This is a genomic window from Pseudomonas sp. GW821-FHT12A04, assembly GCF_058807755.1.
This window is the reverse complement of the sequence record NZ_JBXAQZ010000005.1, coordinates 1-25,393: the sequence shown is the minus strand read 5'-3', so window position 1 is coordinate 25,393 and position 25,393 is coordinate 1. Positions and strand designations below refer to the sequence as shown.

General features: G+C 60.6%; 29 protein-coding genes. 18 read left to right on the top strand and 11 right to left on the bottom strand.

Going from position 1 to position 25,393, the window contains the following annotated elements; all coding sequences use genetic code 11:
• The first annotated feature begins 84 nt into the window (after positions 1–84).
• From AC1RS8_RS09580 to AC1RS8_RS09555, 6 genes are read left to right on the top strand one after another with little or no spacing between them, the layout of a single operon-like run.
• Positions 85–3,003, top strand: a complete 2,919-nt coding sequence (locus AC1RS8_RS09580) for a monovalent cation/H+ antiporter subunit A (RefSeq protein ID WP_489338769.1) — start codon at positions 85–87, stop codon at positions 3,001–3,003.
• Positions 3,003–3,347 carry a Na+/H+ antiporter subunit C gene (locus AC1RS8_RS09575; protein ID WP_007986256.1) on the top strand — a complete coding sequence of 115 codons (345 nt, stop codon included), beginning with the start codon at positions 3,003–3,005 and terminating at the stop codon, positions 3,345–3,347. Before AC1RS8_RS09580 ends, AC1RS8_RS09575 begins: the two co-directional genes overlap by 1 nt.
• Entirely contained in the window at positions 3,344–5,029 is a 1,686-nt protein-coding gene (locus tag AC1RS8_RS09570; RefSeq protein ID WP_154947660.1) for a monovalent cation/H+ antiporter subunit D, read from the top strand. Before AC1RS8_RS09575 ends, AC1RS8_RS09570 begins: the two co-directional genes overlap by 4 nt.
• Positions 5,026–5,514 (top strand): Na+/H+ antiporter subunit E, encoded by a 489-nt coding sequence (locus AC1RS8_RS09565; protein ID WP_154910597.1) that lies wholly within the window; start codon positions 5,026–5,028, stop codon positions 5,512–5,514. Before AC1RS8_RS09570 ends, AC1RS8_RS09565 begins: the two co-directional genes overlap by 4 nt.
• Positions 5,511–5,789: a K+/H+ antiporter subunit F gene (locus AC1RS8_RS09560; protein ID WP_007986253.1), complete on the top strand. Its 279-nt coding sequence runs from the start codon at positions 5,511–5,513 to the stop codon at positions 5,787–5,789. The genes AC1RS8_RS09565 and AC1RS8_RS09560 overlap by 4 nt, the downstream gene beginning before the upstream one ends.
• Positions 5,786–6,148 carry a Na+/H+ antiporter subunit G gene (locus AC1RS8_RS09555; protein WP_090456437.1) on the top strand — a complete coding sequence of 121 codons (363 nt, stop codon included), beginning with the start codon at positions 5,786–5,788 and terminating at the stop codon, positions 6,146–6,148. Before AC1RS8_RS09560 ends, AC1RS8_RS09555 begins: the two co-directional genes overlap by 4 nt.
• A 121-nt stretch (positions 6,149–6,269) precedes the next feature.
• Here the strand turns inward: AC1RS8_RS09555 and AC1RS8_RS09550 are convergent, their stop codons facing one another.
• The 4 genes from AC1RS8_RS09550 to AC1RS8_RS09535 all read right to left on the bottom strand — a co-directional run bounded on the left by AC1RS8_RS09550 (position 6,270) and on the right by AC1RS8_RS09535 (position 8,610).
• Positions 6,270–6,707 (bottom strand): DUF3995 domain-containing protein, encoded by a 438-nt coding sequence (locus tag AC1RS8_RS09550; protein WP_090456439.1) that lies wholly within the window; start codon positions 6,705–6,707, stop codon positions 6,270–6,272.
• Positions 6,708–6,825: 118 nt separating this feature from the next.
• Positions 6,826–7,839, bottom strand: a complete 1,014-nt coding sequence (locus AC1RS8_RS09545; protein ID WP_090456440.1) for an ABC transporter substrate-binding protein — start codon at positions 7,837–7,839, stop codon at positions 6,826–6,828.
• Between the two features lie 118 nt (positions 7,840–7,957).
• Positions 7,958–8,161: a hypothetical protein gene (locus tag AC1RS8_RS09540; protein ID WP_218496362.1), complete on the bottom strand. Its 204-nt coding sequence runs from the start codon at positions 8,159–8,161 to the stop codon at positions 7,958–7,960.
• Complete coding sequence (locus AC1RS8_RS09535) at positions 8,161–8,610, bottom strand: hypothetical protein (protein ID WP_172435400.1); 450 nt, start codon at positions 8,608–8,610, stop codon at positions 8,161–8,163. Before AC1RS8_RS09535 ends, AC1RS8_RS09540 begins: the two co-directional genes overlap by 1 nt.
• A gap of 433 nt (positions 8,611–9,043) precedes the next feature.
• Here AC1RS8_RS09535 and AC1RS8_RS09530 point away from each other — a divergent pair, with 433 nt between their 5' ends.
• The 3 genes from AC1RS8_RS09530 to AC1RS8_RS09520 all read left to right on the top strand — a co-directional run bounded on the left by AC1RS8_RS09530 (position 9,044) and on the right by AC1RS8_RS09520 (position 10,049).
• On the top strand, positions 9,044–9,292 hold the full coding sequence (locus tag AC1RS8_RS09530; protein WP_090456444.1) for a hypothetical protein: 249 nt from the start codon (positions 9,044–9,046) through the stop codon (positions 9,290–9,292).
• 160 nt (positions 9,293–9,452) lie between these two features.
• Positions 9,453–9,683, top strand: coding sequence for a hypothetical protein (locus tag AC1RS8_RS09525; protein ID WP_007973761.1), 231 nt, complete (start codon positions 9,453–9,455; stop codon positions 9,681–9,683).
• A gap of 129 nt (positions 9,684–9,812) precedes the next feature.
• Positions 9,813–10,049, top strand: a complete 237-nt coding sequence (locus AC1RS8_RS09520; RefSeq protein ID WP_007973758.1) for a DUF2789 domain-containing protein — start codon at positions 9,813–9,815, stop codon at positions 10,047–10,049.
• Positions 10,050–10,054: 5 nt separating this feature from the next.
• Here AC1RS8_RS09520 and AC1RS8_RS09515 read toward each other — a convergent pair whose 3' ends face one another.
• The 3 genes from AC1RS8_RS09515 to AC1RS8_RS09505 form a co-directional block, all read right to left on the bottom strand.
• On the bottom strand, positions 10,055–10,258 hold the full coding sequence (locus AC1RS8_RS09515) for a hypothetical protein (RefSeq protein ID WP_150815150.1): 204 nt from the start codon (positions 10,256–10,258) through the stop codon (positions 10,055–10,057).
• Between the two features lie 127 nt (positions 10,259–10,385).
• Entirely contained in the window at positions 10,386–11,609 is a 1,224-nt protein-coding gene (locus AC1RS8_RS09510) for a methyl-accepting chemotaxis protein (protein ID WP_493162600.1), read from the bottom strand.
• Positions 11,610–12,228: 619 nt separating this feature from the next.
• Positions 12,229–12,633, bottom strand: a complete 405-nt coding sequence (locus AC1RS8_RS09505; RefSeq protein WP_007935965.1) for a TraR/DksA family transcriptional regulator — start codon at positions 12,631–12,633, stop codon at positions 12,229–12,231.
• Positions 12,634–13,003: 370 nt separating this feature from the next.
• Here AC1RS8_RS09505 and AC1RS8_RS09500 point away from each other — a divergent pair, with 370 nt between their 5' ends.
• The 6 genes from AC1RS8_RS09500 to AC1RS8_RS09475 all read left to right on the top strand — a co-directional run bounded on the left by AC1RS8_RS09500 (position 13,004) and on the right by AC1RS8_RS09475 (position 19,440).
• The gene (locus tag AC1RS8_RS09500; protein ID WP_489338771.1) at positions 13,004–13,609 is read left to right on the top strand and encodes a glutathione S-transferase; all 606 of its coding nucleotides are present in this window, start codon (positions 13,004–13,006) and stop codon (positions 13,607–13,609) included.
• Between the two features lie 256 nt (positions 13,610–13,865).
• The gene (locus AC1RS8_RS09495; RefSeq protein WP_253560006.1) at positions 13,866–14,549 is read left to right on the top strand and encodes a response regulator transcription factor; all 684 of its coding nucleotides are present in this window, start codon (positions 13,866–13,868) and stop codon (positions 14,547–14,549) included.
• A complete protein-coding gene (locus tag AC1RS8_RS09490) occupies positions 14,527–15,930 on the top strand; it encodes a sensor histidine kinase (RefSeq protein WP_489338772.1) in 1,404 nt (467 codons plus the stop codon). The genes AC1RS8_RS09495 and AC1RS8_RS09490 overlap by 23 nt, the downstream gene beginning before the upstream one ends.
• A 534-nt stretch (positions 15,931–16,464) precedes the next feature.
• On the top strand, positions 16,465–16,827 hold the full coding sequence (locus tag AC1RS8_RS09485; RefSeq protein ID WP_489338773.1) for a DUF6124 family protein: 363 nt from the start codon (positions 16,465–16,467) through the stop codon (positions 16,825–16,827).
• A 295-nt stretch (positions 16,828–17,122) separates the two neighbouring features.
• The gene (locus tag AC1RS8_RS09480) at positions 17,123–18,238 is read left to right on the top strand and encodes an RHS repeat-associated core domain-containing protein (protein WP_489338774.1); all 1,116 of its coding nucleotides are present in this window, start codon (positions 17,123–17,125) and stop codon (positions 18,236–18,238) included.
• Between the two features lie 281 nt (positions 18,239–18,519).
• The gene (locus AC1RS8_RS09475; protein WP_349736976.1) at positions 18,520–19,440 is read left to right on the top strand and encodes a LysR substrate-binding domain-containing protein; all 921 of its coding nucleotides are present in this window, start codon (positions 18,520–18,522) and stop codon (positions 19,438–19,440) included.
• Here AC1RS8_RS09475 and AC1RS8_RS09470 read toward each other — a convergent pair.
• Together AC1RS8_RS09470 and AC1RS8_RS09465 are read right to left on the bottom strand one after the other, a co-directional pair.
• The gene (locus AC1RS8_RS09470; RefSeq protein WP_090456455.1) at positions 19,361–19,957 is read right to left on the bottom strand and encodes a DinB family protein; all 597 of its coding nucleotides are present in this window, start codon (positions 19,955–19,957) and stop codon (positions 19,361–19,363) included. The genes AC1RS8_RS09475 and AC1RS8_RS09470 overlap by 80 nt on opposite strands.
• 72 nt (positions 19,958–20,029) lie before the next feature.
• A complete protein-coding gene (locus AC1RS8_RS09465; RefSeq protein ID WP_489338775.1) occupies positions 20,030–21,139 on the bottom strand; it encodes an NAD(P)/FAD-dependent oxidoreductase in 1,110 nt (369 codons plus the stop codon).
• A gap of 118 nt (positions 21,140–21,257) precedes the next feature.
• Here AC1RS8_RS09465 and AC1RS8_RS09460 point away from each other — a divergent pair, with 118 nt between their 5' ends.
• Positions 21,258–21,578 carry a DUF2388 domain-containing protein gene (locus tag AC1RS8_RS09460; RefSeq protein WP_090456459.1) on the top strand — a complete coding sequence of 107 codons (321 nt, stop codon included), beginning with the start codon at positions 21,258–21,260 and terminating at the stop codon, positions 21,576–21,578.
• Between the two features lie 53 nt (positions 21,579–21,631).
• Here the strand turns inward: AC1RS8_RS09460 and AC1RS8_RS09455 are convergent, their stop codons facing one another.
• Positions 21,632–22,564: a pyridoxal-phosphate dependent enzyme gene (locus AC1RS8_RS09455; protein ID WP_489338776.1), complete on the bottom strand. Its 933-nt coding sequence runs from the start codon at positions 22,562–22,564 to the stop codon at positions 21,632–21,634.
• Positions 22,565–22,666: 102 nt separating this feature from the next.
• The gene (locus AC1RS8_RS09450; RefSeq protein WP_489338777.1) at positions 22,667–23,458 is read right to left on the bottom strand and encodes an SDR family NAD(P)-dependent oxidoreductase; all 792 of its coding nucleotides are present in this window, start codon (positions 23,456–23,458) and stop codon (positions 22,667–22,669) included.
• A gap of 124 nt (positions 23,459–23,582) precedes the next feature.
• Between AC1RS8_RS09450 and AC1RS8_RS09445 the strand changes: the two genes are divergently transcribed.
• Together AC1RS8_RS09445 and AC1RS8_RS09440 are read left to right on the top strand one after the other, a co-directional pair.
• The gene (locus AC1RS8_RS09445) at positions 23,583–24,530 is read left to right on the top strand and encodes a GlxA family transcriptional regulator (RefSeq protein WP_090456464.1); all 948 of its coding nucleotides are present in this window, start codon (positions 23,583–23,585) and stop codon (positions 24,528–24,530) included.
• 110 nt (positions 24,531–24,640) lie between these two features.
• Positions 24,641–25,300 carry a methyltransferase family protein gene (locus AC1RS8_RS09440; RefSeq protein WP_493162527.1) on the top strand — a complete coding sequence of 220 codons (660 nt, stop codon included), beginning with the start codon at positions 24,641–24,643 and terminating at the stop codon, positions 25,298–25,300.
• Positions 25,301–25,393: the final 93 nt, after the last annotated feature.

The window sequence follows — 25,393 nt, the reverse complement described above, 5'->3', positions numbered from 1 at the left end:
GTAGGATTCTGCGACAGCTTGGCGTTTGGTGATCCGGGAGCTGGCACGTATGATGCTTCACAAACTTCCGCAGATTAGAAGCCTATGTCCCTGATAGTTCTACTGCTTCTGCCTTTCATAGGCAGCTGTTTGGCGGCCGTGTTGCCGCACAATGCCCGTAACGCCGAATCCCTGCTGGCTGGCCTGATCGCCCTGATCGGCACCGTTCAGGTCGCCTTCCTGTACCCGCAGATCGCCGATGGCGGCGTCATTCGCGAAGAGTTTTCATGGCTGCCCAGCCTGGGCCTGAACTTCGTCCTGCGCATGGACGGTTTCGCCTGGCTGTTCTCCATGCTGGTGCTGGGCATCGGCACCCTGGTTTCGCTGTACGCGCGCTACTACATGTCGCCGAACGATCCGGTGCCGCGATTCTTCGCGTTTTTCCTGGCCTTCATGGGCGCCATGCTCGGGCTGGTGATCTCCGGCAACCTGATCCAGATCGTGTTTTTCTGGGAGCTGACCAGCCTCTTCTCGTTCCTGTTGATTGGCTACTGGCACCATCGCGCCGATGCCCGGCGCGGCGCCTACATGGCACTGATGGTGACCGGTGCGGGCGGTTTGTGCCTGCTGGCGGGGGTCATGCTGCTCGGCCATGTGGTTGGCAGCTATGACCTGAACAAGGTCCTGGCCGCCGGCGACCTGATTCGCGCCCATGCCCTCTACCCGATTCTATTACCCCTGATCCTGATCGGCGCCTTGAGCAAAAGCGCCCAGTTCCCCTTCCATTTCTGGCTGCCCCACGCCATGGCAGCGCCGACGCCCGTGTCGGCGTACCTGCACTCGGCGACCATGGTCAAGGCCGGGGTTTTCCTGCTCGCGCGGCTATGGCCCTCGCTATCGGGCAGTGAAGAATGGTTCTACATCGTCAGTGGCGCCGGCGCCTGCACCCTGCTGCTCGGGGCGTATTGCGCGATGTTCCAGAACGACCTCAAGGGATTGCTGGCCTACTCGACCATCAGCCACCTGGGCCTGATCACTCTGTTGCTTGGCTTGAACAGCCCGCTGGCCGCCGTCGCCGCGGTGTTCCACATCCTCAACCATGCGACTTTCAAGGCCTCGTTGTTCATGGCCGCCGGCATCATCGACCACGAAAGCGGTACCCGCGATATCCGCAAACTCAGCGGCCTCTACAAGCTGATGCCGTTTACCGCCACCCTGGCCATGGTCGCCAGCGCCTCGATGGCCGGCGTGCCGTTGCTCAATGGCTTCCTGTCCAAGGAAATGTTCTTCGCCGAAACCGTGTTCATCAATGCCACGCGCTGGATCGAACTGAGCTTGCCGATCGTGGCAACCATTGCCGGTACCTTCAGCGTGGCTTACTCCCTGCGTTTCACCGTGGACGTGTTTTTCGGCCCGCCCGCGACCGACCTGCCACACACACCCCACGAGCCACCACGCTGGATGCGCGCGCCGGTCGAGTTGCTGGTGTTCGCCTGCCTGCTGGTGGGAATTTTCCCGGCCCAGATAGTCGGCCCGCTGCTCGCGGCGGCGGCGCAACCGGTGGTCGGCGGCACGCTGCCCGAGTACAGCCTGGCCATCTGGCACGGCCTGAACGCACCGATGATCATGAGCCTGATCGCATTGTCCTGCGGCACCCTGCTCTATCTGCTGCTGCGCAATCAATTCAAGCGCGGACGTTTCGATCGTCCGCCCGTCATCGGTCGCCTGGACGGCAAGCACCTGTTCGAATACACGCTGGTCGCCATCATGCGCCTGGCCCGTCGCCTGGAGCCCCGGATTGGCACCAGGCGCCTGCAAATGCAGTTGTTCCTGGTGGTGCTCGCCGCCGTACTGGCCGGGTTGATTCCCATGCTCCACAGCAGCCTTCACTGGGGTGACCGGCCGAAAATCCCGGGGTCGATCGTCTTCGTCACCTTGTGGTTGCTGGCCATCGCCTGCGCCCTTGGCGCGGCCTATCAGGCCAAGTACCACCGTCTCGCGGCCCTGACCATGGTCAGCGTCTGCGGCCTGATGACCTGCGTCACCTTTGTCTGGTTTTCCGCGCCGGACCTGGCCCTGACCCAACTGGCGGTCGAAGTGGTGACCACGGTGCTGATCCTGCTGGGCCTGCGCTGGCTGCCACGACGGATCGAGGAGGTCTCGCCGTTGCCGGGCAGCCTGCGCCGGGCGCGAGTGCGGCGTATCCGCGACTTGCTGCTGTCGACCTCGGTCGGTGTCGGCATGGCGTTGCTGGCCTACGCCATGCTGACGCGCCAGACCCCCAACGATATTTCCTCGTTCTATCTCAGTCGCGCCTTGCCCGAAGGCGGCGGCAGCAACGTGGTCAACGTGATGCTGGTGGACTTCCGTGGTTTCGACACCCTCGGTGAAATCACCGTGCTGGTGGCCGTGGCGCTGACCGTGTACGCCCTGCTGCGTCGCTTCCGTCCGCCGAAAGAAAGCCTGCAACTGCCGGCCCAGCAACGCCTGCTCGCGCCGGATGTGGTGACCGACCTGGTCAACCCGCGTCACGCCAGCGACACCGCGCTCGGTTTCATGATGGTGCCGGCGGTGCTGGTGCGCCTGCTGTTGCCGGTGGCGCTGGTGGTCTCGTTCTACCTGTTCATGCGCGGGCACAATCAACCGGGCGGCGGTTTTGTCGCCGGGCTGGTGATGTCGGTGGCGTTCATCCTGCAATACATGGTCGCCGGCACGCAGTGGGTCGAGGCGCAAATGAGCCTGCGACCACTGCGCTGGATGGGCACGGGACTGATGATTGCCACGACCACGGGCCTGGGCGCGATGGTCGTCGGCTATCCGTTCCTGACCACCCACACCTGGCATTTCTCGTTGCCGCTGCTGGGTGACATTCACCTGGCCAGCGCGCTGTTCTTCGACATCGGTGTGTACGGCGTGGTGGTCGGCTCGACCCTGTTGATCCTCACCGCCCTCGCCCACCAATCGGTGCGCGGCCACAAAACCGCCGCCCAGCCCAGATCCGTTGCCGCCAAAGGAGCCGTCTGATGGAAGAAGTCATCGCAATCGCCATCGGCGTACTGGCCGCGTCCGGCGTCTGGCTGATCCTGCGCCCACGGACGTTCCAGGTGGTCATGGGCCTGTGCCTGCTGTCCTACGGGGTCAATCTGTTCATCTTCAGCATGGGCAGCCTGTTCATCGGCAAGGAACCGATCATCAAGGACGGCGTGCCGCAGGACCTGCTGCACTACACCGACCCGCTGCCGCAGGCACTGGTGTTGACGGCGATCGTCATCAGCTTTGCCATGACCGCGCTGTTCCTGGTGGTGCTGCTGGCTTCCCGGGGCCTGACCGGCACCGACCATGTGGATGGCCGGGAGCCCAAAGAATGATGGCGATGACTCACCTGATCGTCGCACCCATTCTGCTGCCGCTGCTGACCGCCGCGATCATGCTGATGCTCGGCGAGAAGCACCGGCCGCTCAAGGCCAGGATCAATCTGTTCTCCAGCCTGCTCGGGCTGGGCATTGCCGTGGCGTTGTTGCAATGGACACAGACCACCGGCGTGCCCGGCTCCATCGGTGTGTACCTGCCGAGCAACTGGCAAGTGCCGTTCGGCCTGGTATTGGTGGTCGACCGCCTGTCAGCGCTGATGCTGGTGCTGACCGGCATCATCGGCGTCAGTGCCCTGCTGTTCGCCATGGCCCGCTGGGACAGCGCCGGTTCGAGTTTTCACGCGCTGTTCCAGATCCAGTTGATGGGCCTTTACGGCGCGTTCCTCACCGCGGACCTGTTCAACCTGTTCGTGTTCTTCGAGGTGCTGCTGGCCGCGTCCTATGGCTTGATGCTCCACGGTTCGGGCCGGGCGCGGGTGTCGTCGGGGCTGCACTACATCTCGATCAACCTGCTGGCCTCGTCGCTGTTCCTGATTGGCGCGGCGCTGATCTATGGGGTCACCGGCACGCTGAACATGGCCGACCTGGCGGTGAAAATCCCGCTGGTGTCCGAAGCTGATCGCGGTTTGCTACACGCTGGCGCGGGGATCCTGGCCATCGCGTTCCTGGCCAAGGCCGGCATGTGGCCGCTGAACTTCTGGCTGGTGCCGGCCTACTCCTCGGCCAGCGCGCCGGTGGCGGCGATGTTCGCGATCATGACCAAGGTCGGCGTGTACACCTTGCTGCGCCTGTGGACGCTGCTGTTCTCCGCCCAGGCCGGGGCATCGGCGTTCTTTGGCGGCGACTGGCTGATCTACGGCGGGATGGCGACCATCGTCTGCGCTGCCATTGCGATCCTCGCCGCGCAACGCCTGGAGCGCATGGCCAGCCTGAGCATCCTGGTGTCGGCGGGCATTCTGTTGTCGACCATCGGCTTCGCCCAGCCGAACCTGGTCGGCGCTGCGCTGTTCTATCTGTTCAGCTCGACCCTGGCGTTGAGCGCCCTGTTCCTGCTGGCCGAGCTGATCGAGCGCTCGCGCTCGGCCAACGAAGTCCTGCTCGAAGATGAAGCCGAACTGCTGCCGCGGCCACTGGAATCCCTGTATCCGCCCAAAGGCACCAACCTCGACGACGACCAGAAAGCCGTGGTCGGCCAGGTGATTCCCTGGACCATGGCGTTTCTCGGCCTGAGCTTCATCGCCTGCGCCTTGCTGATCATCGGCATGCCGCCGCTCTCCGGCTTTATCGGCAAACTCGGGTTGATCGGCGCCCTGCTCAATCCGCTAGGCCTGGGCAACAGCGGCGACACACCGGTTTCCAACGCCGCGTGGGGCCTGTTGGTGTTGTTGATCGTGTCTGGGCTGGCATCGCTGATCGCGTTCTCGCGCCTGGGCATCCAGCGTTTCTGGACGCCTGCGGAACGACCATCGCCCCTGTTGCGACGCCTTGAATGCGTACCGATCTTCGCCCTGCTGGGCCTGAGCATTGCGCTGACCTTCAAGGCCGATCCGCTGCTGCGCTACACCCAGGCCGCCGCCGATGCCCTGTACAACCCCCAGCAATACGTGATGGCGGTGCTCGACACACGTGTCGTACCGAACCCGTCGGCCGTAGCGGCCCCGCAGGAGGTGCAGCCATGAAGCGCCTGTTTCCGGCACCGCTGCTATCGCTGGCCCTGTGGCTGCTGTGGCTGTTGCTGAACCTGTCGATCAGCCCCGGCAACCTGCTGCTGGGTGCCGCGCTGGGATTCTGTGCGCCATTGATGATGCGCAGGCTGCGTCCGCTGCCGGTGCGCATCCGTCGTCCCTGGGTAATCCTGCGCCTGATCCTGGTGGTCGGGCGCGATGTGCTGGTGTCCAACCTCGCCGTGGCCTGGAGCGTGCTCAATGCCGGTCGCCGCCCGCCTCGCTCGCAATTCATCAAGGTGCCGCTGGATTTGCGTGACGCCAACGGCCTGGCCGCGCTGTCGATGATCACCACGGTGGTGCCCGGTACAGTCTGGTCGGAGCTGGCGCTGGACCGCAGCATTCTGCTGTTGCACGTCTTCGACCTGGACGATGAGGCGCTGTTCATCCAGCACTTCAAGGCGACCTACGAACGTCCGCTGATGGAGATCTTCGAATGAGCCCCTTGCTGTCGAACGCGATCCTGCTGAGCCTGTTCTTCTTTTCCCTGGCGATGATCCTGACCCTGATCCGCCTGTTCAAGGGGCCGTCGGCCCAGGATCGGGTTCTGGCGCTGGACTACCTGTACATCGTCGCGATGCTGATGATGCTGGCGCTGGGTATACGTTATGCCAGTGACACCTACTTCGAGGCGGCGCTGCTGATCGCCCTGTTCGGTTTCGTCGGCTCGTTCGCCCTGGCGAAATTCCTGCTGCGTGGTGAGGTGATCGAATGAATACGCCATTGTCGTTGTGGGTGGAGATCCCGGTGGCGATCCTGCTGGTGCTCGGCAGTCTGTTTGCCTTGATCGGCGCCACGGGCCTGCTGCGCATGAAGGACTACTTCCAGCGCATGCACCCACCGGCCCTGGCCTCGACGCTCGGGACCTGGTGCGTGGCGCTGGCTTCGATCATCTATTTTTCGGCGCTCAAGTCCGCGCCGGTATTGCACGCCTGGCTGATTCCGATCCTGCTGGCGATTACCGTGCCGGTGACCACCTTGCTGTTGGCCCGGGCGGCGCTGTTTCGTAAACGCATGGCCGGGGATGATGTGCCGGCTGAGGTGAGCAGCCGGCGGACGGAGAGCGGTAGTTAGAGCAAAGATTTGTGTTGCCTCATCGCGAGCAAGCTCGCTCCCACAGGGTTCAGCGCAATCCCTGTGGGAGCGAGCTTGCTCGCGATGAGGCCAGTATTTTCACTACAGAAACGTCGCTTGATCAGACCCAGGCCACCGCCAACAACCCCGCCCCCAGCACCACACACAACGGCGAGTAAACCCAGGTGTCGAGCCGGGCAAATTTCGAGCCTTTGACCTCTTTGAAAAAACCCACCAGATCCGAATCGCCAATGGCCCGGGCAAACAGCAAGATCGCAATCGCACTGAGCACCCACTGCAACGACCAGTGATGCAAGGGTGGCAGGCACCAACCCACCCGCAAGCACACCAACACGGCAATCAACAGCAACAGCCCGGCCACCACCAGCGTGATCCAGCCTCGCGGTTTAAATGCCGGTCGCAGTTGCGCGCTGCCCGCCTGCGGTACTTGCGGGACCGCCGCCACCGCCGCCCACTCGCCACCCAACGCCCAATACACATGCACCAGACTGATCGCGGCGAAGATCGTCACCAGCGATTGAGCCAACACCAGGGTCATGGTTCAGAGATCCTTGAAAGGGAAATGAACTGAACATTGTAGGAGCTACCGCAGGCTGCGATGTTTTGATTTTGCATTTCCATGACAAAGATCAAAAGATCCCGACCTGCGGCAGCGCCTACAGGGCGGCGGAGACTTTATCCGCCACGTCCTTGGGCAGCCAGGCCCGCCAGACGTCCGGATGGGCCTTCATGAACGCCTCTGCCGCCTGGCGCGGCGGTGTATGTTTCTCGCTCATCTCGGCCAGGGCCTTGTTCAGCGGGTCGATCGGAAAGTCGACCTTGGCAAAGAACTCGGCAATCTGCGGATATTGCTTCTGGAAGGGGGTGGACACACCGATCGACAGCTTGGAGGCCAGGGAACGGGTCGGCTTGGGATTGGGGTTGTCGGCGTCGGTCAGGGTCTTCCAGGCTTCGGCGTCGAACGGTGGCTCTTCGAGTTGAATCAGCTTGAAGCGGCCGAGCAACGGCGTGGGCGACCAGTAGTAAAACAGCACCGGCTTGCCACGATGAATGGACGAACTGATCTCCGCATCCAGTGCCGCGCCCGAACCGCTGCGGAAATTCACGTAGCTGTCGTCCAGCCCATACGCCTTGAGTTTCTGCTTGTTGACCACTTCCGAGGTCCAGCCGATAGGGCTGTTGAGGAAACGTCCCTTGGTCGGGGCTTCCGGATCCTTGAACACGTCTTTGTAACGCGGCAGGTCGCTGACACTGCGCAGGTCCGGCGCCAGCGGCTTGATGCCCTTGGCCGGGTCGCCCTTGATCACATATTCCGGCACCCACCAACCTTCGGTAGCCCCCTTGACCGTATCGCCGAGGCTGACGACCTTGCCTTCGGCTTCCGCCTTGACCCACACCGGGCTGCGACCGGCCCACTCTTCGCCAATGACCTGGATGTCATTGTTGGCCAGCGCGGTTTCCAGAGTGATGGTGGTGCCCGGCAACGTATCGGTCGGCAGCCCGTAGCCCTTCTCGACAATGATGCGCAGGACATCGGTAATCAGGCTGCCGCTTTCCCAGTTCAGGTCGGCAAAGTGGATTGGCGCCTGGGCGGCAGACACCGGGGCGGGCGTCGCCAGCAAACCGAAAGTGGCCAGGACCGCAGCCAGCAACCGTCGAAATCCGTTCATGCTTTTGCACCTCGTGCTGTTCACAGCAATAGCAGGGTGGCCTGGCAGCAGACCGCGAAGCCTCTGAATACTCAGTTCATTGACTGTAGTAGAGGTTCCCGTTTTCGAGGTGCGTGGATCAGTTTTCGGAAATTTCCTGCAAACGCATCAGCTCTCGCCTGACCATGCTGGCGTATTCCGCCGGTTGCAGTTGGTAAAGCTGTGACGCCACCCAATTCAGCCAGGCTCCCTGCAGAATGGTCTTCTGCCCGAACAGCCGCCGTGCTTCGTCTTGAGCACTGGCCAGGTTCTGTTCGTGGAAATCGGCGCGGGTCAGGATCATCACTCGCTGGCCTTGAAGGTCACCAGCTCGCCCTTGCGCCACTTGGCCGCTTTGGCGGTCACGGCCTTGAGGGTCTTGGTCAGGCCTTCCTGCAACTGTTGATGGGCAGCGAACACCATCACCACGCTGTGACCTTCCTTGAACACGATCCCCTGACCGTCGGCCGTGGTCACGAAGGCGTAATCGCCTATTCCGTAGACCGTCAGCTTGATGTCGCGGAACCTGATGTCCAGCTTGCCGCCTTCGCGACTGGGCAGCACGGACGCGCTGAAATGATCGCCGACCTTGAGCTTGAGTCCGGGCTTGTCGTCCACAACCAGGGCTGACTCGGTGTCGATTTCGGCAATGTAAATGCCTTCTGCGTTCTGTTCGGTGATGTAAACGAAACGTGACTGAAACTGCTTGACCAGCTTTGCACGCAAATCACCCAGCACGAACAAAGCATGCATATCGAGATTACTTACTGCCAAGGAAACATCCCCACATCTGAATAATGGTGCCGTGCGCGAAAAATGAACGCACAGCCAAAAAAGCGGCAATGCCGAAGGTGTAGCCAAAGAACCCGGGTTGAGGTCCTGAATGAGCAGTGCACTCATTCATCACGAAGCTTGAGAAGACTACTGGAACGTCACTCACGTCGTCCTGACTGGCGTTCGTCACAGGTTGAAGGAAAACACCCTTCCTGCTGCCAGAAAATTATGGACTATCAACTTCGGGGAAAAATCTCATCAAGAAAAAAACTTTTCCTACATATCGTCCGCAAAAAATTGCTTTAGATAAACGTCATTCACCCACCAGTGAGGGTGATTCTAGAGCAGCGATGCTCTTGGAGACTAGCCAAAACGACGTACATACGTCGGTAAACAATGAAAAGGACTTCATATGTGCACGCTGACCCACTTTGCCTATCCCTTGGTGCCTGACTCGAAAACAGCACCAACCCCGCACCCGACACGGTTCTGCCTCCATGAACCAGCTCCCGATGCCTCGACCCGCCCGCGATTTCAGGTGGTAATGGCGGGCATTGCCTTCTTCCACATCAAGGATATTTCTACAGGCTGCGTAAGAGGTTTCCGAGCCAATCATAACGAAGCCTGTGCCCTCGCCCGGTTTCTTGAATCACACGGTTGACTTGCCCACCGCACTCGCTTCCATCGACGTTTCGTCTGCCCGTCGACTTATCTCAGCCGTCGACGGGCAACTACTGCCATACTGCCCGCCCAATAAAACGGATCCGCAAAAAATCGGATGCGTTGACAACAACAATGTATTTCCAAGGGAAGTCGGCAACGTGACGGAATTTGATATCGGCGAGTTTTTTATCCGGGGTGAAGCCAGAGAAGTCGAAGGTGAATTCCAGGCCGTGATTGTCATGCGGGCCAAACCACCGCTCAAGACCGTGACGTATCACCAGGTCGAAAAGGATCGCTGGTTCAAAACCCCGGATGTCGCCGCCATCGCGGCCCAGGAATCGGCCAGGGAACTCAAGGCCGCGGTCGATGCGGGCGCATTGAAAGCCTGATGGTCGGGTTGGCGGTCTATGCTCATTGTTGCACTTGAACATTGCGATCGAACTCCACCGGTGCGGCGCCCTCGAATCCAGGGTGCGCCTCGTCCCTCGACCCGACCGATGACCTGCAAGGAGATGAAGATGGAATCACCGACCCATGACTTGAAAGGCCTGTTCGACCAACTCGGCCTGGACTCCAGCCAGAAAGCGATCGACGACTTCATTGCCGGCCATTCCCTGCCTGACGACAAGAAACTCATCGACGCCGAGTTCTGGTCACCGCAACAGGCCGGCTTCCTCAAGGAACAATTGCGCGAAGACGCTGACTGGGCGCGGGTGGTCGACGACCTGAACCTGCGCATGCACCAGACCCACTGACAACTTCAATGCAGGCTGCCAGGACTTTCGGCGCTCAATTGCGCCAGCCAGGCAGCCTTGCACTCCTCCGCTTCGTCGCGACTGGAGAACGCCGTGCCCCGGCGCTCGCCATTGAGCAACACTACCCAGCAAACCTTGCGTCCCATGGAACGAAGACTGGCAGGTACTCCGCTGCCGATCATGACCGCGACATCAACTTTGCCTTGCATGCTGCCCCCGAACTTAATTAGCAACCTAATTAGTAGGTATGTTAATTAGTTTTTCAGCGAGGAAACAGCAAAACCCTGCACAGGTTAATTGCAGAACTTGCAACAATCACCCGGCAGCACGGCGTTTCTAGCGCGCCTTTTCCGGTTTGTAACCCAGGCGCAAACCACCCCAATGCCGGCCCTTGAGCATGATCGGCACCGAAAGATCGTGCATCAACTCTCCGGTATCACGGGTATAGGTTTGCAGCAGCACGGCCTTCTGATGGCTGCCGCAGCGGATCCCGGTGCGGTCAGCGAATTTTCGTTTGGTCCGGTTCTGCAAGGCATCGACCTGCGCGTCCCCCGTCAGCGGCTGGCTGAACACCTTGTTATGGGTCGGCACATAACCCTGTTGGGTGCAGGCGATGGCGAACACCAATCCTTCGTGACGCGGTAACAACGGTTCTTGAATCGCTGGCAAAACCTGATCGGTGTAACGGTCGAAACGCGTCTGGTACTTGGCCGGGCTGGTGTCGGGGATGACCTGGTAATTACGGTCGAACAGATCGTCGAGACTGATTCGACCGGCATCGATATCCGCTTCGAAACGCGCTGCAATCTGGCTCGCGGCGTCTCGGGCCAGGTCATAGATCCGCTGGTGATAGTCATCCAACCCCACTTCGGCAAGACGCTCACTGATGGTTTCGGCTTGCCCTTCCATTTGCACCGCCGCATGGGCCAGGCGCTGAGTCTGCTGGTCGCTGACCACCAGATCGCTGCGCATCTGTTCGATGGCGTGAAACAGGCTGTCGAGTTGTTCGCGGTTGGTGTCTGCCCCTTGGGCGATCTCCCCGACCTGGGACTCGACACTGGCCGCGAGACGGGCAATGTTCTCCAGATGTTGCCCCGTCCGCTCTACCTGCTCCACACCGGAGTCAAGGTCGCTGGACAGCTGGCGGATCTGCTCCACCACCTGCGCCGTGCGATGCTGGATGTCGGCCACCATCTCGCCCACCTCCCCCGTGGCGGTTGCCGTGCGTGCGGCGAGCCCGCGAACCTCGTCGGCCACCACTGCAAACCCGCGACCGTGCTCCCCTGCCCGCGCCGCTTCTATCGCAGCGTTCAATGCCAGCAGATTGGTCTGGCTGGCGATGGATTGAATCACCAGGGTCACCCGCTGGATATCATCGCTGCGCAGGCTCAAGGCTTCGATCAGTTCACGGCTGTTGCTGGCGCGCTGGCTGAGCTGATGCATACGCGAAATGGACTCGATCAATTCCGTACGCCCGACCACTCCGCTTTGATGAGCCTCGCTGGCGGCACTGAGCGCCTGGCGACTGAGGGTCGAGGTGGCCTGTTCGGTGGTGATCATGACCTCGGCATTGCTGACGATCTGTGCCGCCGACGTGAGCTGCGATTGCAGTTTGTCCGCCAGTTGCCGAACCGAAAACGCCACACCGGCGGCCGACAGTGCGTTATGGCTGGTGGTGCAGGAAAGATCGCGAGTCAACGCGCCGATGGCATCGGGGTTGTCGGGGCAAGCCGCCTGCGGGGTCGCGCGCGAACGCAAACGAGGCAGCCAGATAATCAATATGGCCAGGGGCAGGCCAAGGTAGAGCGACCCATCGCCCAGTGTCATGCCACTTAGCAACAGCATCAGGGCGATGCTTTGCAGCGTTGGCGTCAGCCAGCGGTTTTTCGGCAACAGCACCGGTGCGGGCACTGCCGCAACCAGAGACCCGTCTTGCGTCATCATCGTCACCCCGTAAAGCTTCTAATTGTTGTCTTCGCATTAAACGCCACCATAAAGCCATTATCCATGAGCCTTTAGTCGCGAACGTTGCAGCAGATCAATAGAAGAACCGGGAAATCGAAGACGGCAGAAAACAAAGATCGCAGCCTGCAACAGCGCCCTACTTCAATTGCGTAGGAGCTGCCGCAGGCTGCGATCTTTTCAAGGCAGCCCGGATTAACGGGGCTGCCCCACAGAATCAGGCCTGACGCTGGTGCTTGTCGATTTGCTCGTGACGTTCCTGAGCTTCGATGCAGTACTTGGTGGTCGGGCTGATCAGCAGGCGCTTGAGGCCAATCGGCTCGCCGCTGTCGTCGCACCAGCCGAAGCTGTCTTCCTTGATACGCTCAAGGGCTTGTTCCAACTGAGGCAGCATGCGCTGATCGCGATCGATCGCATTCACCAGCCAGGTGCGCTCTTCTTCGACCGAAGCCGCGTCTGCCGGATCGGCCGGGGTGTCCAGGCTTTCGATGGCGATGCGGTTCTGTTCGATGCGCTCATGGGTTTCGACTTTCATGTTCTGCAACAGCTCGGAGAAAAAAGCATGTTGCTCGGCATTCATGTAGTCATCCGCCGGCATGGCCAGCAACTTGTCCTTTGTCATTGATATCTCTATAAAAAAACGTGCATTAAGGCGAATAAGGGAGCGTTCCGGCAGGCCTGGGCAGGCCATCGGAAAGGCGCCGTTTGTTCCAAGCGCCACCCGGCACTCAATTTACGAGGGGCGGCAGTCTAAGGCCGACTTGAGGCCTCAGCAACTGAAAAGACAGCGAATTTGTCCGACAAAGCCCTGAAAATGCTCTACGGCAGGCTTTGAGGCGGTAATCGGAGTGCGTTTATAGCAAGAAATTCAATCGAGCGGCTGTATATAGATGACAAACGGCCTGGACCGGGCATTTTTCACTGTCATTTGCAGGGCTGCGAACCTCAGCTAAGGTTGTCCCTCCCGAAATGGCCATATAAAGGAAAGGACCATGAAGCTGATCGGTATGCTGGATTCGCCCTACGTACGGCGCGCCGCCATTTCTGCCAAATGCCTGGGAATCACGCTGGAACATCAATCGGTCTCGGTGTTCCGCCACTTCGAACAATTCCAGCAGATCAACCCGGTGGTCAAGGCGCCCACCCTGGTACTGGATGACGGTGAGGTGTTGATGGACTCGACACTCATCATCGACTACCTGGAAACCCTGGCCCAAAAAAGCCTGATGCCCGCCGAACCGGGTCAACGCCTGCGCGCGCTGCGCCTGATCGGCCTGGCGTTGGCCGCCAGCGAAAAGTCCGTGCAGCTTTACTACGAGCGCAACCTGCGACCGGCAGAGATTCAATTCGAACCCTGGGTGCAACGGGTCGAAGGACAGCTGACGGCAGCCTATTCGGCGCTGGAGCGGGAGCTGGAAAAGCAGCCGCTGAAGACTGACGGTCCGATTGAGCAGGACGGCATCACGCTGGCGGTGGCCTGGAGCTTCACCAATCTGGTGGTGCCGGACCAGGTGAGTGCGGCGCAGTTTCCGCGGATCGCAGCGTTCACGAAGTATGCCGAGGAACTAGAGGTGTTTGTCAGTACGCCGATTGACTGACAGATTCGTTTTGCCTGATCTGCCGTCATCGCGAGCAAGCTCGCTCCCACAGTAATTTTCGTCGTACGCGGGCTTTGTGTTCGACATCAATCCGTTGTGGGAGCGAGCTTGCTCGCGATGGCGTCGTGTCAGTCGACACATGAATTGCCTGTCAGCCCGCTATCGCGAGCTAGATGAAAGTTAATTTATTAAGTCGCGGGCAATTCTTGGCAAAATGCTCGCAACTTCGTATTGAACTGCTTATCAGGCCAGCCCTATGACCCGCATCTTGACCATCGAAGACGACGCCGTGACCGCCCGGGAGATTGTCGCCGAACTGAGTAACCACGGCCTGGACGTCGACTGGGTCGACAATGGCCGCGAAGGGCTGGAGCGTGCGGTCAGCGGCAACTACGACCTGATCACCCTCGACCGCATGTTGCCCGAGCTCGATGGCCTGGCGATCGTCACCACGCTGCGGACCATGGGTGTGGCCACGCCGATCCTGATGATCAGCGCGCTGTCCGACGTCGATGAGCGCGTGCGCGGCCTGCGCGCCGGCGGCGACGACTACCTGACCAAACCCTTCGCCACCGATGAAATGGCCGCCCGGGTTGAAGTCCTGCTGCGCCGGCAGAACACCGTGACCGCCCAGGCCACCACTTTGCGGGTGGCGGATCTGGAACTGAACCTGATCAGCCACGAAGCCAGTCGCGACGGTCAACTGCTGACGCTGTTGCCCACCGAGTACAAACTGCTGGAATTCCTGATGCGCAACACCGGGCAAATCCTCTCGCGGATGATGATTTTCGAAGAGGTCTGGGGTTACCACTTCGATCCCGGCACCAACCTGATCGACGTACACATCGGCCGTCTGCGCAAGAAGATCGACCCGCCTGGCAATGCCCCACTGATTCGGACCGTGCGAGGCTCGGGTTATGTCATTGCCGAACCCGTCTAAAGGCTGGCGCTCTTCCAGCAGCCGTCTGCTGGCGCTCTACAGCTCGCTGTTCGTGATCTGGAGCGGGATTCTCATGGGGGTCATGTACTACGAGGTTTCCGCTTACCTGGACAATCTGGCCAAGCATTCGCTGATGCAACGCCAGCACCTGTTTTCACGCTTCTCTGGCGAGCAACTGGTCGACGCCCTCGCCGTCAGCATGACCTTCGACATCCGCGGCATCGACGCCTACGGCCTGTTCGACGCCCGGCACCATTACCTCAGCGGCGCCCTGCGCTACATTCCGAACGGCTTGCCACTCGATGGCAAGATCCACATGCTGCGCGATTGCGATGCCTCCGACGACAGCGACGAACAGACGCTGCCCGCCGACAGTTGTGACGCCGTGGCGACCCGCACCCTCGACGGCCGCTGGCTGGTGCTGGTGCGCGACAACGGTTCGTTGTTTGCCGTGACCCGGATCATCCTTCACGCCTTGTTCTGGGGTGTGACCCTGACTATCGTGCCGGGCATCGTCGGCTGGTATTTGCTGCGCCGCCGCCCGTTGCGGCGCATTCGCGGGATTCAGGCCAGTGCCGAGGCCATCGTCGCCGGCGACCTGAGCCGACGCTTGCCACTGTCCAATCGGCGTGACGAACTGGACATGCTCGCCGCCATCGTCAACGCCATGCTCGAACGCATCGAGCGCTTGATGAACGAGGTCAAGGGCGTGTGCGACAACATCGCCCATGACCTGCGCACGCCCCTGACCCGTCTGCGCGCGCAGCTTTACCGCATGCAGCAACAAGCCGGCGAAGGCTCGCCGCAGGCCATGCAACTGGACCTGGTGCTGGCCGAGGCCGATACGCTGATGGCACGTTTCCGAGGCTTGCTGCGGATCTCCGAGCTGGAAGATCGCCAGCGTCGCTCCGGTTTCGTCCAGGTGGACCCGGTGGCGTTGCTGCAAGAACTGCATGAGTTCTACCTGCCCCTGGCGGAAGACGACGACCTGGTGTTCCAACTTCACCTGCCCGCGTCATTGCCGCCCCTTAATGGCGACCGCGCGCTGATGTTCGAGGCGGTGGCGAACCTGCTCAGCAACTCGATCAAATTCACCCCGCCCGGCGGCGCAGTGATCCTGCGCGGGATCAATGATGGCGGGCACACGCGAATCGAAGTACTCGACTCCGGCCCGGGCATTCCCGAAGCGGAACGTGAAGCGGTGTTCCAGCGCTTCTATCGCGCCGAGGCGGGCAATCATAAAAGCGGCTTCGGGCTGGGGCTGTCCATCGTCGCGGCGATTGTCAGTCTGCACGGGTTTACCCTGGAAGTGGGCAGCAGCGAACTGGGTGGCGCACGGCTGGTGCTTGATTGTCAGGAGAGTCTGATTCCCCCGGCCTGATAAAAATCTGCCTGAACTGACACAAAACCTGTGGGAGCGAGCTTGCTCGCGATGGCGATCCGTCAGGCAATGATGATTCGCCTGACACTACGCTATCGCGAACAAGCTCGCTCCCACAGTTGATTGATGTCGTACGCAGCATTTTTGCTCACTGGAATCCAGTGTGGGAGCGAGCCTGCTCGCGATGGCGGTACCTGTTTAAAGCACATGTTTAACGGCTGTCAGCGTAACTTGATGAAAGCTACAACGCCTTGCGCCATTGCCTACGGTTACGCCAGAATCCGCCGGCTTACGCGTCTTGAGTCCGGGCATTATCGTTAGCCGGTCGCTGAAAAACAGCGATCGGGTTTGGTAGCCCGGAGTACTGCGCGTAGCGCCACTTCAAGCAGTTGCTGCTTTTATGGTTGTCATGCGCAGGGCCTCTTCGGGGGCGCCGGTTCCAGTACTCCGGTCTACCAACCTGTGCATGGCCACCGCCCTTCGTTTGGTAGCGAAAGTGATGGCTCCAATTTTTACAGTACTGGAGTTCTATCGATGATCAAACCAACACCCAACCCCCCGGTAACAGATCCCGCCTCCCCCTACGAAAGCCCCGACTCAAAGCAATTCCACGAAACCGCCGAACGCGCCCTCAATCACTACCTCAACCCCGCCGCCAACATCATGGCCACGCCCCACAAACCTTGCACAATGTTCACCATCAACCCCGACATCGACACCGAAACCCTGCTGGCCCACGCCTGCGAGTCGCTGGCCTCAGCCAATGTGATGACCAACGATCTGGCGGGTTTTCTTGAGGGCTCGCACCGCAACACGCTGCTGGGTATTGCACAGGTCATCATGCTGGGTGAATTGGCGGTGAACCGGGCGCTGGATCGACTTGATCCGCCTGAGTAAAGCTCCGTACGTGTGGGAGCGAGCTTGCTCGCGATGGCGGCAGCACATCCAACATTTAAGTGACTGACACACCGCTATCGCGAGCAGGCTCGCTCCCACAGGTTGCGCGCACTTCCTGACTGTCCTGGTCATCTCTCGGGCCAGACTTGCGGCTGCTGCGCCGCGGAACTGAAGCAGACTACCGCCAACTAGTCCCCTCCCCACCAACGCCTACCTATCAGTTCTGATAGTTCCAACAGGTTGCATAACCGCCAATACTGAACGCCTGCACTTCGGTCCCTCGGAGCACCCACCCATGCTATCGCCACACAAAACCGTACTCTGCCAGTATCGCTACGATGCCCTCGACCGGTTGATCGAATGTAGTCCACAGCTAGCACCACAACTTCAGCGCTTCTACTGTAAAAGCCGCCTTGCGACCGAAATACAGGGCGCGATACAGCATTCCATCATTCAGCACGGCGACTTGCTGCTTGCACAGCAACAGCGCGAAGGTAATGAACGCAAAGCCCACTTGCTGGCTACTGACCAACAGCGTTCAGTTATACACACACTCGATGCGAACCTTCACTCAAAACCCATCACCTATTCGCCCTACGGCCATCGCCACCCTGAAAATGGATGGCTTAGTCTTTTGGGGTTCAATGGTGAACGACCCGACCCGGTGACCGGGCATTATTTATTGGGGAACGGGTATCGGGCTTTTAATCCGGTGTTGATGCGATTTAATAGTCCGGACAGTTGGAGTCCTTTTGGGAAAGGTGGGTTTAATGCATATGCGTATTGTGGGGGGAATCCGATAAATCGAAGCGACCCTACCGGCCATTTCACGCCAATAAAAATCTTATTTTCGACAGCCAGCGCCATAACTACTCAAACAGCAGACAACTTTCAACTCATATATAAATTAAAACCGGGAATCTCGACAGCACAAGCAATTAAAGCCATCAATGACATGGATGAATTATTGTTTGCCCGTTCGCATGCGGTCTACCAAAACATGGAATACCTAAAAGAACTGAAAACCCTTAGAAACAACAGACTAAATCTACAAAAAATCACAACTGAACATCTTCAATCAAAATCATACCCCATAGACAAACTCCCCCTTCCGCCCAGCTTAAAATCTTCCCTAAAGAACATCGACGCCACAAGCGAACGACACAAATTACTTGAGTACATAGATATAAATAAGTACGGAGCAACCATCGACCAGCCCGGCCCCATCCACTGGAAAAACCTACTTGAAGCTCGCAAAGGAAACTTCAGCCCATCAATACCGCGCTCCAAACTACCAACTCCTGAATCCGCAAATGCATACTGGCATGAAATTCATAATATAAAAAACCCTCGCCATGACGAATTAACAGCTCGCATACAGTCCATTAGAGAAGCGCACTTTTTAAACTAACCCTTGCAGCCACCTGAATGACAAATGCACCACTCACCAATTGGTTGATTTATTAACGCGCCACGCTGGACGGGCCATTTTTCCGGAATTGGGACAACGACGGGTTCGATGCTCTGCAGAAACTGGAGATACAACGCTGTACCTGTAGGAGCGAGCTTGCTCGCGATGGCGGCAGCACATCCAACATTTAAGTGACTGACACACCGCTATCGCGAGCAGGCTCGCTCCTACAGGGTTTGGTGCTTTACTGAAAAGATCCCAGCCCCCACCGAGCCATCACCATGAACCGCAACGACCTGCGCCGCGTGGACATGAACCTGCTGGTGATTTTCGAAACCCTGATGTTCGAGAAGAACCTGACCCGGGCCGGGGAAAAGCTGTTCCTCGGCCAGCCTGCCGTCAGCGCATCGCTGGCAAAATTGCGCGATCTGTTCGACGATCCGTTGCTGGTGCGCAATGGACGCGCCCTGGAGCCGACGCTGCGGGCATTGCAGATTCTCAAGGAATTGCAGCCGGCGATGGACACCATTTCCGGGGCGGTCAGCCGGGCCAAGGATTTCGAACCCTCCACCAGCCGCGATGTGTTTCGTATCGGACTGTCCGACGACGCCGAATTCGGACTGTTTCCGCCACTGCTCAAGCAGATTCGTGAAGAAGCGCAGAACGTGGTCGTGGTGGTGCGCCGAGTGAATTTTCTGCTGATGCCATCGATGCTGGCCAGCGGCGAGATTTCCGTCGGCATCAGCTACACCACGGAATTGCCGGCCAATGCCAAGCGCAAGAAATTGCGCGACTTGAGCGTGAAGATCCTGCGTGGCGATGACCGCCCCGGCCCGTTGACCCTGGACGAGTTCTGCGAACGCCCTCACGCGCTGGTGTCGTTTTCCGGGGACCTGAGCGGTGCCATCGACAATGACCTGGCGCGGATCGGCCGTTCGCGCCGGGTGGTGCTGGCGGTGCCACAGTTCGCGGGGTTGCGGGCCTTGCTGGCGGGCACCGACATGCTCGCCACCGTGCCGGATTACGCGGCCAATGCGTTGATCGAAGGCAGCAGTCAGTTACGGGCGGACGATGCACCGTTTGATATCAACCTGTCCGAACTGTCGATGGTCTGGAACGGGGTCAACGATAACGATCCGGCAGAACGCTGGTTGCGCTCGAAAATTGCACAGCACATGGCGGCGCCACTATCGGGGCATTGATCGACTGCAGGAGCACCGGCTCGGACTCGCGCAGGTACACCGGCATGTCGGTCACCGGTGGCATGGCCGGAATCTCGAAGTACATCTGCACCACCCAGCCACGGTGATAGCTGGCGTGGTTGACCACGTGCATCAGCATCGCGCCGGCACTCATGGTGCCGCTTTCGCCTGAGACAAAGGTGAATTCCAGGGGCTTGTCCAGGGAGGCATCGGTTTGCCGGGCACTCCAGTCGCAGTACCAGCGATCGATGTTTTTTTGCGCCATGCGCAGTTCGGACAGATCGGCATGCAGCAGGTCGTGTGAAGTCTTGAAGCCATGCCCCCGGCCTTCGAGGTGCGCCTGCCAGATGCAATCGACCACGTACACGTGATTGAGGGTGCCAATCATGTTTTTGAACACCGACACCCGTTCTTTTTTGACTTCGCCCGGAGGGAGCGCCGCGAGGCTGTCAAAGAGGCGCTGATTGGCCCAGCGCTTGTAATCGGCCAGCAGGCAGGCAGTGCGTACGGTGATCATCAGAGTTCTCCGATGGCAGTAAGCGCATCCCCTAGCATAGACCCGATGGCCACAAAGCAGCGCCAGCCCTGATCATCGGTCGTCCAGGTGTTTCACCACCAACTCGGCGAGCGCCAGGCAACTGGTCAGCCCCGGTGACTCGATGCCGAACAGATTCACCAGCCCCGGCACGCGATGTTCGGCGCGAGCACTGATGAGAAAGTCGGCGCTCGGCTCTGTCGGCCCGCTGATTTTCGGGCGAATGCCGCTGTAGGCCGGTTGCAGGCTGTTGTCCGGCAACCCCGGCCAATAGCGGCGGATCGCCTGATAGAACCCCTCGGCCCGATTGGGCTCGACGCGGTAATCAATGTGCTCGACCCATTCAACATCCGGCCCGAAGCGCGCCTGCCCGCCCAGGTCCAGGGTCATGTGCACACCCAGTCCGGCGCTCTCTGGGGCCGGATACACCAGGTGGCGAAACGGCGCCCGGCCGCTGAAACTGAAATAACTGCCCTTGCACATATGCGCCCGGGGAATGAATGCCCCAGGCAGTCCGACGATGCTGCTCGCCACCTCGGGAGCGGACAGCCCCGCGCAGTTGATCAGTTCGCGGCAGCACAGCGTCATGGGTTGACTGCCGCCCATGTGCAGCTCGAAACCCTGTTCGATGCAACGGGCAGACAGCAGCGGCGTGTGCAAGGCCAGCGTGGCGCCGAACCTCTGGGCATCGCCCTGGAGCGCCAGCATCAGCCCGTGGGAGTCGACAATGCCGGTAGACGGCGACCACAGCGCCGCGACGCAGGACAACGCCGGTTCAAGCTCCCGGGCCTGCGGGCCATCCAGCCATTGCAGGTCATCGACACCATTGGCACGCCCCTGCTGCAACAGGCGCTGCAAAGCCGCGTGCTGCTGCTCGTCGGTGGCCACTATCAGCTTGCCCACGCGCCGGTAATCGACACCGTGCTCATCGCAATAGGCGTAGAGACGCTGCTTACCCTCCACGCACAGCCGCGCCTTGAGGCTGCCGTCCGGATAATAGATGCCGGCGTGAATCACTTCTGAATTACGCGAACTGATGCCCGTGCCGATCCCCTCACTCGCCTCGACCACCAGCACTTCCCGCCCGCTCCTGGCCAGGGCCCTGGCCACCGCCAGGCCGACCACGCCGGCCCCGATCACCACGCTTTGAATATCGACGTTCAACGACCTTGCCTCCCTCTCACCCCGTTCCTCGCTAATGCCAGGGAACTCTCGGCGACCGTCACGCATCCTAAACTATGTGGTACTTACCTTATGCTTCATGCTGTCGGAGGACACCGTCATGCGCCGCATATTTATCATTTCTTCCCTGGTACTTTGTTTACCCTTCGGCTCGGCTCTGGCCGATGTGGATGCGGGTGACGTCGCCACTTCCGCCGGGGTTTCCGCCTCGCTGTACTCGACGTTCAAAGACGACAAACTCATGATTCCCGCCCGGGATGACGCTTCCAGCTTCGTCGCCAGCGGCGGTGCGATTCGTGGTGCTTACCTGGAGGCACTGTTGAAAAAGGTCCGCCAGGACAATCCCGCCCTCAACAATGCAAGCGACGAAGACCTGGCCCGCGCCATTCTCGTCCAGGACGGCGTTGCCACCGATCACTGAAGATAGTCATCGCCAGCGGTGGGGCTTGTGACACCGGGATAGCGTTTCCAGCCCTACCTGGCTTGCGTGCCAGTGGACAAACGTGCCCACCCGGCCACGATTTGGGCGTTGATACTCACCCCGCCGCACACCACGATCACCACGTCATTGGCGTCGGCAATCGCCGGGTGATCCAGGTAGGCAATCGCCAATGAAACCCCGCACGCAGGTTCGACCAGCTGACGCAAATCATTGGCGTAACGCACCACGCCCATGATCGCCTCATCATCACTGAGCACCACGCACTCATGGGGGAATTCGCCGATGTGCTTGACCGGCCAGGTGGCCACTTGTGCGGCGCCCAGGGACGTGGCGACAGTGTCGATTTTCGGCAGTCTGACCGGATGCCCGGCCGCCACCGCCGCGGCGAATGATGCCGCGCCTTCGGTTTCGCAGGCAACGATGCGGCAATCGGTGCGCCGATGACGAATCAGGCCGGTGAGCAGCCCCGCCAGCAAGCCACCGCCGCCCACCGATGTCACCAGCACATCCACTGGCGGGCAGTCTTCGAGGATTTCATCGACCATGGTGCTGTGCCCTTCCCACAACACCGGGTGGTCGAAGGCCGGCACGAATTCAGTGCGCGGGTCCTGGGCGAGTTCCCGCGCCCGTTGATTGGCTTCGTCCCAGACCTTGCCGTGCACGATCACCTCGGCGCCGGTATTGCTGATCCGCGCGCGGGTGCTTTGCGGGGTAGTGTGCGGCACCACGATGCATGCCTTGAGCCCCAGGCATGCAGCGGCCATGGCCGTGGCCAGTCCCGCGTTACCGCCGGAGGGACAGACCACCTTGCGCTTGCCCTGCTGCGCCGCCCGGCTGCACAGCAACCCGATGCCGCGTATTTTGAACGAGCCGCCAGGTTGCAGGTTTTCCAGTTTCAGCCAGATGCGGCGGGTCGGGGTCGACAGGCCAGGGTGCAGGATCAAAGGCGTGCGGATGTGAAGCATATGGGCTCCTGTTACACGCCACCGGCTCGTCGAGCTTGCACGAGCCGGTGGTGAACGGTCCTCTCTCCCAAGCTTAGTTCACCCGGCCTCGGGGCGACCGCCTCAGCGATAGCGCGGCGCCGCCACGGAGTTGCCAAACAACCCGGACAGCGTCTGCCGCTGGGCTTCGTAACGGTCCCACTGACTGGCATCGTGCAGGCCGGGAATGGTCACCACTTCACCGGCCGCCAGGCCAACGAGCGCGGCATCGACCATGTCTTCGGCCGACATCACGATTTCCTGCGGCAGGTTTTCCACCGGGTTGCCGGCCTCGCTCCAGAAATCAGTGGCGGTTGCCCCCGGCAACACAGCCTGGATGCGCACGCCTTTGTCCGCCAGTTCATGCTGCATCGACTGGCTCAGGCTCAAGACGAACGCCTTGGTACCGCCGTACACGCCGTTGAGGATTTCCGGGGCGATGGCGACGATGGAGGCGATATTGATCACAGTGCCAGTGCCCCGGGCGACGAAGCCCGGCACCACGGCATACGCTAGGCGCATCAATGCTGTCACGTTGAGGTTGATCATCGCTTCCATGTCGTCCACGGGACTTCCAAGCAGCGACATGACGCCACCGACTCCGGCGTTGTTGACCAACAGGGTGATGCTGGCATCGCCGCGCAGGATCTGTTCGACCCGCAGCGAATCCGCCTTGTTCTTCAGTTCGGCGACAACCACTTCCACGGTGCGCCCGGTCTGGTCGCTCAAATGATTGGCCAGGGCATTGAGCCTGGTCCGGCTGCGGGCCACCAGAATCAGGTCGTAACCCTGCCGGGCGAGACGATCGGCATACACCGCGCCAATGCCCGAAGAAGCGCCGGTGATCAGTGCAGTACCTTTGGATGAGAGCGCCATGGTGCAATTCCTCTACGGTGAGGCGAGAGATTCGCCGGGTGCAGACCGTTATAAAGGGACTTACGACTGTCTCAAATGACGTTTAAAGTACGTTTTTCGGACATGAGCATTTGAGGGCAGCCCCATGATCAACGTGGCGTTCGTGGTTTTCGAGGGTTTCCAGTCCATGGCGCTGGCCGCCATGCCGGTGTTCGAGTACGCCAATTTCAGTGCCGCAGAGACGCTGTATGACGTGCGCGTGCTGTCCGAAAACGGTCACACCCTGCGTGCCTCCGGCGGTTTGAGCGTCGGCACCGAGGCATTCGACGAGCGCGTGTTCGACACGGTGATCGTGGTCGGCGGCGACTCGATCATCGAACAGGCGCCCGAAGCCGTGCTGGATTACCTGCGGGCCAGTATCAATTCGGCACGCCGCACGGCGTCGATCTGCTCCGGGGCGTTCGTCATGGCCCAGGCCGGCTTGCTCGACGGACGGCGGGCCACCACCCACTGGGCCTACGCCCGGGAACTGCAGGCACGGTTTCCGGCGATCAAGGTCGAGCCTGATCGCATCTATGTGATCGACGGTTCGATCTGGACCTCCGCCGGCATGACGGCGGGCATCGACCTCGCCCTGGCCATGGTGGAAAAGGACCACGGCGCCGAGCTGGCCCGGGCCGTGGCGCAGAAACTGGTGATGTACCACCGCCGCGCTGGCGGCCAGTCGCAGCACTCGGCGCTGCTGGAGCTGGCGCCGAAATCCGATCGTATTCAAACCGTGCTCGGCTACGCCCGGGAACACCTCGCCCAGCCTCTTTCGGTGGAGCAACTGGCGCAAGTGGCCAACCTCAGCCCCCGGCAATTCAGCCGGGCATTTCGCGCCGAAACCGGGCAGTCCCCGGCCAAGGCCATCGAGAACCTGCGTCTGGAAGCGGCGCGACAGATGCTTGAACGCGGACGCCTGACCCTCGACCAGATCGCCCAGGAAACCGGGTTCACAGACCGCCGTCGCATGCGCGAAACGTTCCTGCGGGTGTTCGGTCAACCGCCACAGGTGATTCGGCGCAATGCGAGAGCGGAGGAGTTTGTGTAGGCGCCGGCTCGCCGGTCATATCCTCTGAAGCCGGTGTCGAGTCTTCAAACGCCTTCGCTGGCAAGCCAGCTCCTACAATGAAGGGAGGCACTTTCGCGTGTGAGGCACTTATGAAAATCTCGGCCAGACTGGCGTTTTTCGCCGTGGTCAGCACCCTCGCCTACCTTGGCCTGGCGATCTGGGGAATCGGTGGATTCGCGGCTTATTTTAGCCACGGTTCACTGCTCGTCATTGCCCTGGCCACCCTGATCATGGCTGTCGCGTCTCTGTTCACCGAGGTCAACCTGAGTTCGGGGGAACGCGAAGACCGGGCCAACCGCTGGGTCATTCCGGCCTTCGGGGTGATCGGGTTGCTGAGCGGCTTTCTGCCGGCCTATACCGACCGCATCGATTTCTGGACCTTTGGCGGTGAAGGCGTGCGCTGGCTTGGGGCGCTGTTGTTCATCGTCGGCGGCGCGCTGCGGTTGTGGCCGGTGTTTGTGCTGGGCAAGCGCTTCAGTGGGCTGGTGGCCATTCAGCCGGGCCATCGACTGGTCACCGAGGGAATCTACCGCAACCTGCGCAACCCCAGTTATCTGGGGATGATGGTCATCGGCATCGGTTGGGCACTGGCCTTTCGTTCTGGTGTCGGGCTGATATTGGTGGCGCTGACGCTGATCCCGCTGATTGCGCGCATTCACTCGGAAGAGGCCTTGCTGAGGGCGCAGTTCGGCAGCGAATACGACGCCTATTGCGCCCGCTCCTGGCGGTTGATCCCCGGGCTTTACTGAAGAAACACAGGCCCCTGTGGGGGGGGGGGGGGGGGGGGGGGGGGGGGGGGGGGGGGGGGGGGGGGGGGGGGGGGGGGGGGGGGGGGGGGGGGG

What these genes read in the sequence shown, in the direction of transcription:
- AC1RS8_RS09580 (WP_489338769.1), top strand. Translation starts at nt 85, where the DNA reads ATGTCCCTGATAGTTCTACTGCTTCTGCCTTTCATAGGCAGCTGTTTG.
- AC1RS8_RS09575 (WP_007986256.1), top strand. Translation starts at nt 3,003, where the DNA reads ATGGAAGAAGTCATCGCAATCGCCATCGGCGTACTGGCCGCGTCCGGC.
- AC1RS8_RS09570 (WP_154947660.1), top strand. Translation starts at nt 3,344, where the DNA reads ATGATGGCGATGACTCACCTGATCGTCGCACCCATTCTGCTGCCGCTG.
- AC1RS8_RS09565 (WP_154910597.1), top strand. Translation starts at nt 5,026, where the DNA reads ATGAAGCGCCTGTTTCCGGCACCGCTGCTATCGCTGGCCCTGTGGCTG.
- AC1RS8_RS09560 (WP_007986253.1), top strand. Translation starts at nt 5,511, where the DNA reads ATGAGCCCCTTGCTGTCGAACGCGATCCTGCTGAGCCTGTTCTTCTTT.
- AC1RS8_RS09555 (WP_090456437.1), top strand. Translation starts at nt 5,786, where the DNA reads ATGAATACGCCATTGTCGTTGTGGGTGGAGATCCCGGTGGCGATCCTG.
- AC1RS8_RS09550 (WP_090456439.1), bottom strand. Translation starts at nt 6,707, where the DNA reads ATGACCCTGGTGTTGGCTCAATCGCTGGTGACGATCTTCGCCGCGATC.
- AC1RS8_RS09545 (WP_090456440.1), bottom strand. Translation starts at nt 7,839, where the DNA reads ATGAACGGATTTCGACGGTTGCTGGCTGCGGTCCTGGCCACTTTCGGT.
- AC1RS8_RS09540 (WP_218496362.1), bottom strand. Translation starts at nt 8,161, where the DNA reads ATGATCCTGACCCGCGCCGATTTCCACGAACAGAACCTGGCCAGTGCT.
- AC1RS8_RS09535 (WP_172435400.1), bottom strand. Translation starts at nt 8,610, where the DNA reads ATGCATGCTTTGTTCGTGCTGGGTGATTTGCGTGCAAAGCTGGTCAAG.
- AC1RS8_RS09530 (WP_090456444.1), top strand. Translation starts at nt 9,044, where the DNA reads ATGTGCACGCTGACCCACTTTGCCTATCCCTTGGTGCCTGACTCGAAA.
- AC1RS8_RS09520 (WP_007973758.1), top strand. Translation starts at nt 9,813, where the DNA reads ATGGAATCACCGACCCATGACTTGAAAGGCCTGTTCGACCAACTCGGC.
- AC1RS8_RS09515 (WP_150815150.1), bottom strand. Translation starts at nt 10,258, where the DNA reads ATGCAAGGCAAAGTTGATGTCGCGGTCATGATCGGCAGCGGAGTACCT.
- AC1RS8_RS09510 (WP_493162600.1), bottom strand. Translation starts at nt 11,609, where the DNA reads ATGATCACCACCGAACAGGCCACCTCGACCCTCAGTCGCCAGGCGCTC.
- AC1RS8_RS09505 (WP_007935965.1), bottom strand. Translation starts at nt 12,633, where the DNA reads ATGACAAAGGACAAGTTGCTGGCCATGCCGGCGGATGACTACATGAAT.
- AC1RS8_RS09500 (WP_489338771.1), top strand. Translation starts at nt 13,004, where the DNA reads ATGAAGCTGATCGGTATGCTGGATTCGCCCTACGTACGGCGCGCCGCC.
- AC1RS8_RS09495 (WP_253560006.1), top strand. Translation starts at nt 13,866, where the DNA reads ATGACCCGCATCTTGACCATCGAAGACGACGCCGTGACCGCCCGGGAG.
- AC1RS8_RS09490 (WP_489338772.1), top strand. Translation starts at nt 14,527, where the DNA reads ATGTCATTGCCGAACCCGTCTAAAGGCTGGCGCTCTTCCAGCAGCCGT.
- AC1RS8_RS09485 (WP_489338773.1), top strand. Translation starts at nt 16,465, where the DNA reads ATGATCAAACCAACACCCAACCCCCCGGTAACAGATCCCGCCTCCCCC.
- AC1RS8_RS09480 (WP_489338774.1), top strand. Translation starts at nt 17,123, where the DNA reads ATGCTATCGCCACACAAAACCGTACTCTGCCAGTATCGCTACGATGCC.
- AC1RS8_RS09475 (WP_349736976.1), top strand. Translation starts at nt 18,520, where the DNA reads ATGAACCGCAACGACCTGCGCCGCGTGGACATGAACCTGCTGGTGATT.
- AC1RS8_RS09470 (WP_090456455.1), bottom strand. Translation starts at nt 19,957, where the DNA reads ATGATCACCGTACGCACTGCCTGCCTGCTGGCCGATTACAAGCGCTGG.
- AC1RS8_RS09460 (WP_090456459.1), top strand. Translation starts at nt 21,258, where the DNA reads ATGCGCCGCATATTTATCATTTCTTCCCTGGTACTTTGTTTACCCTTC.
- AC1RS8_RS09455 (WP_489338776.1), bottom strand. Translation starts at nt 22,564, where the DNA reads ATGCTTCACATCCGCACGCCTTTGATCCTGCACCCTGGCCTGTCGACC.
- AC1RS8_RS09450 (WP_489338777.1), bottom strand. Translation starts at nt 23,458, where the DNA reads ATGGCGCTCTCATCCAAAGGTACTGCACTGATCACCGGCGCTTCTTCG.
- AC1RS8_RS09445 (WP_090456464.1), top strand. Translation starts at nt 23,583, where the DNA reads ATGATCAACGTGGCGTTCGTGGTTTTCGAGGGTTTCCAGTCCATGGCG.
- AC1RS8_RS09440 (WP_493162527.1), top strand. Translation starts at nt 24,641, where the DNA reads ATGAAAATCTCGGCCAGACTGGCGTTTTTCGCCGTGGTCAGCACCCTC.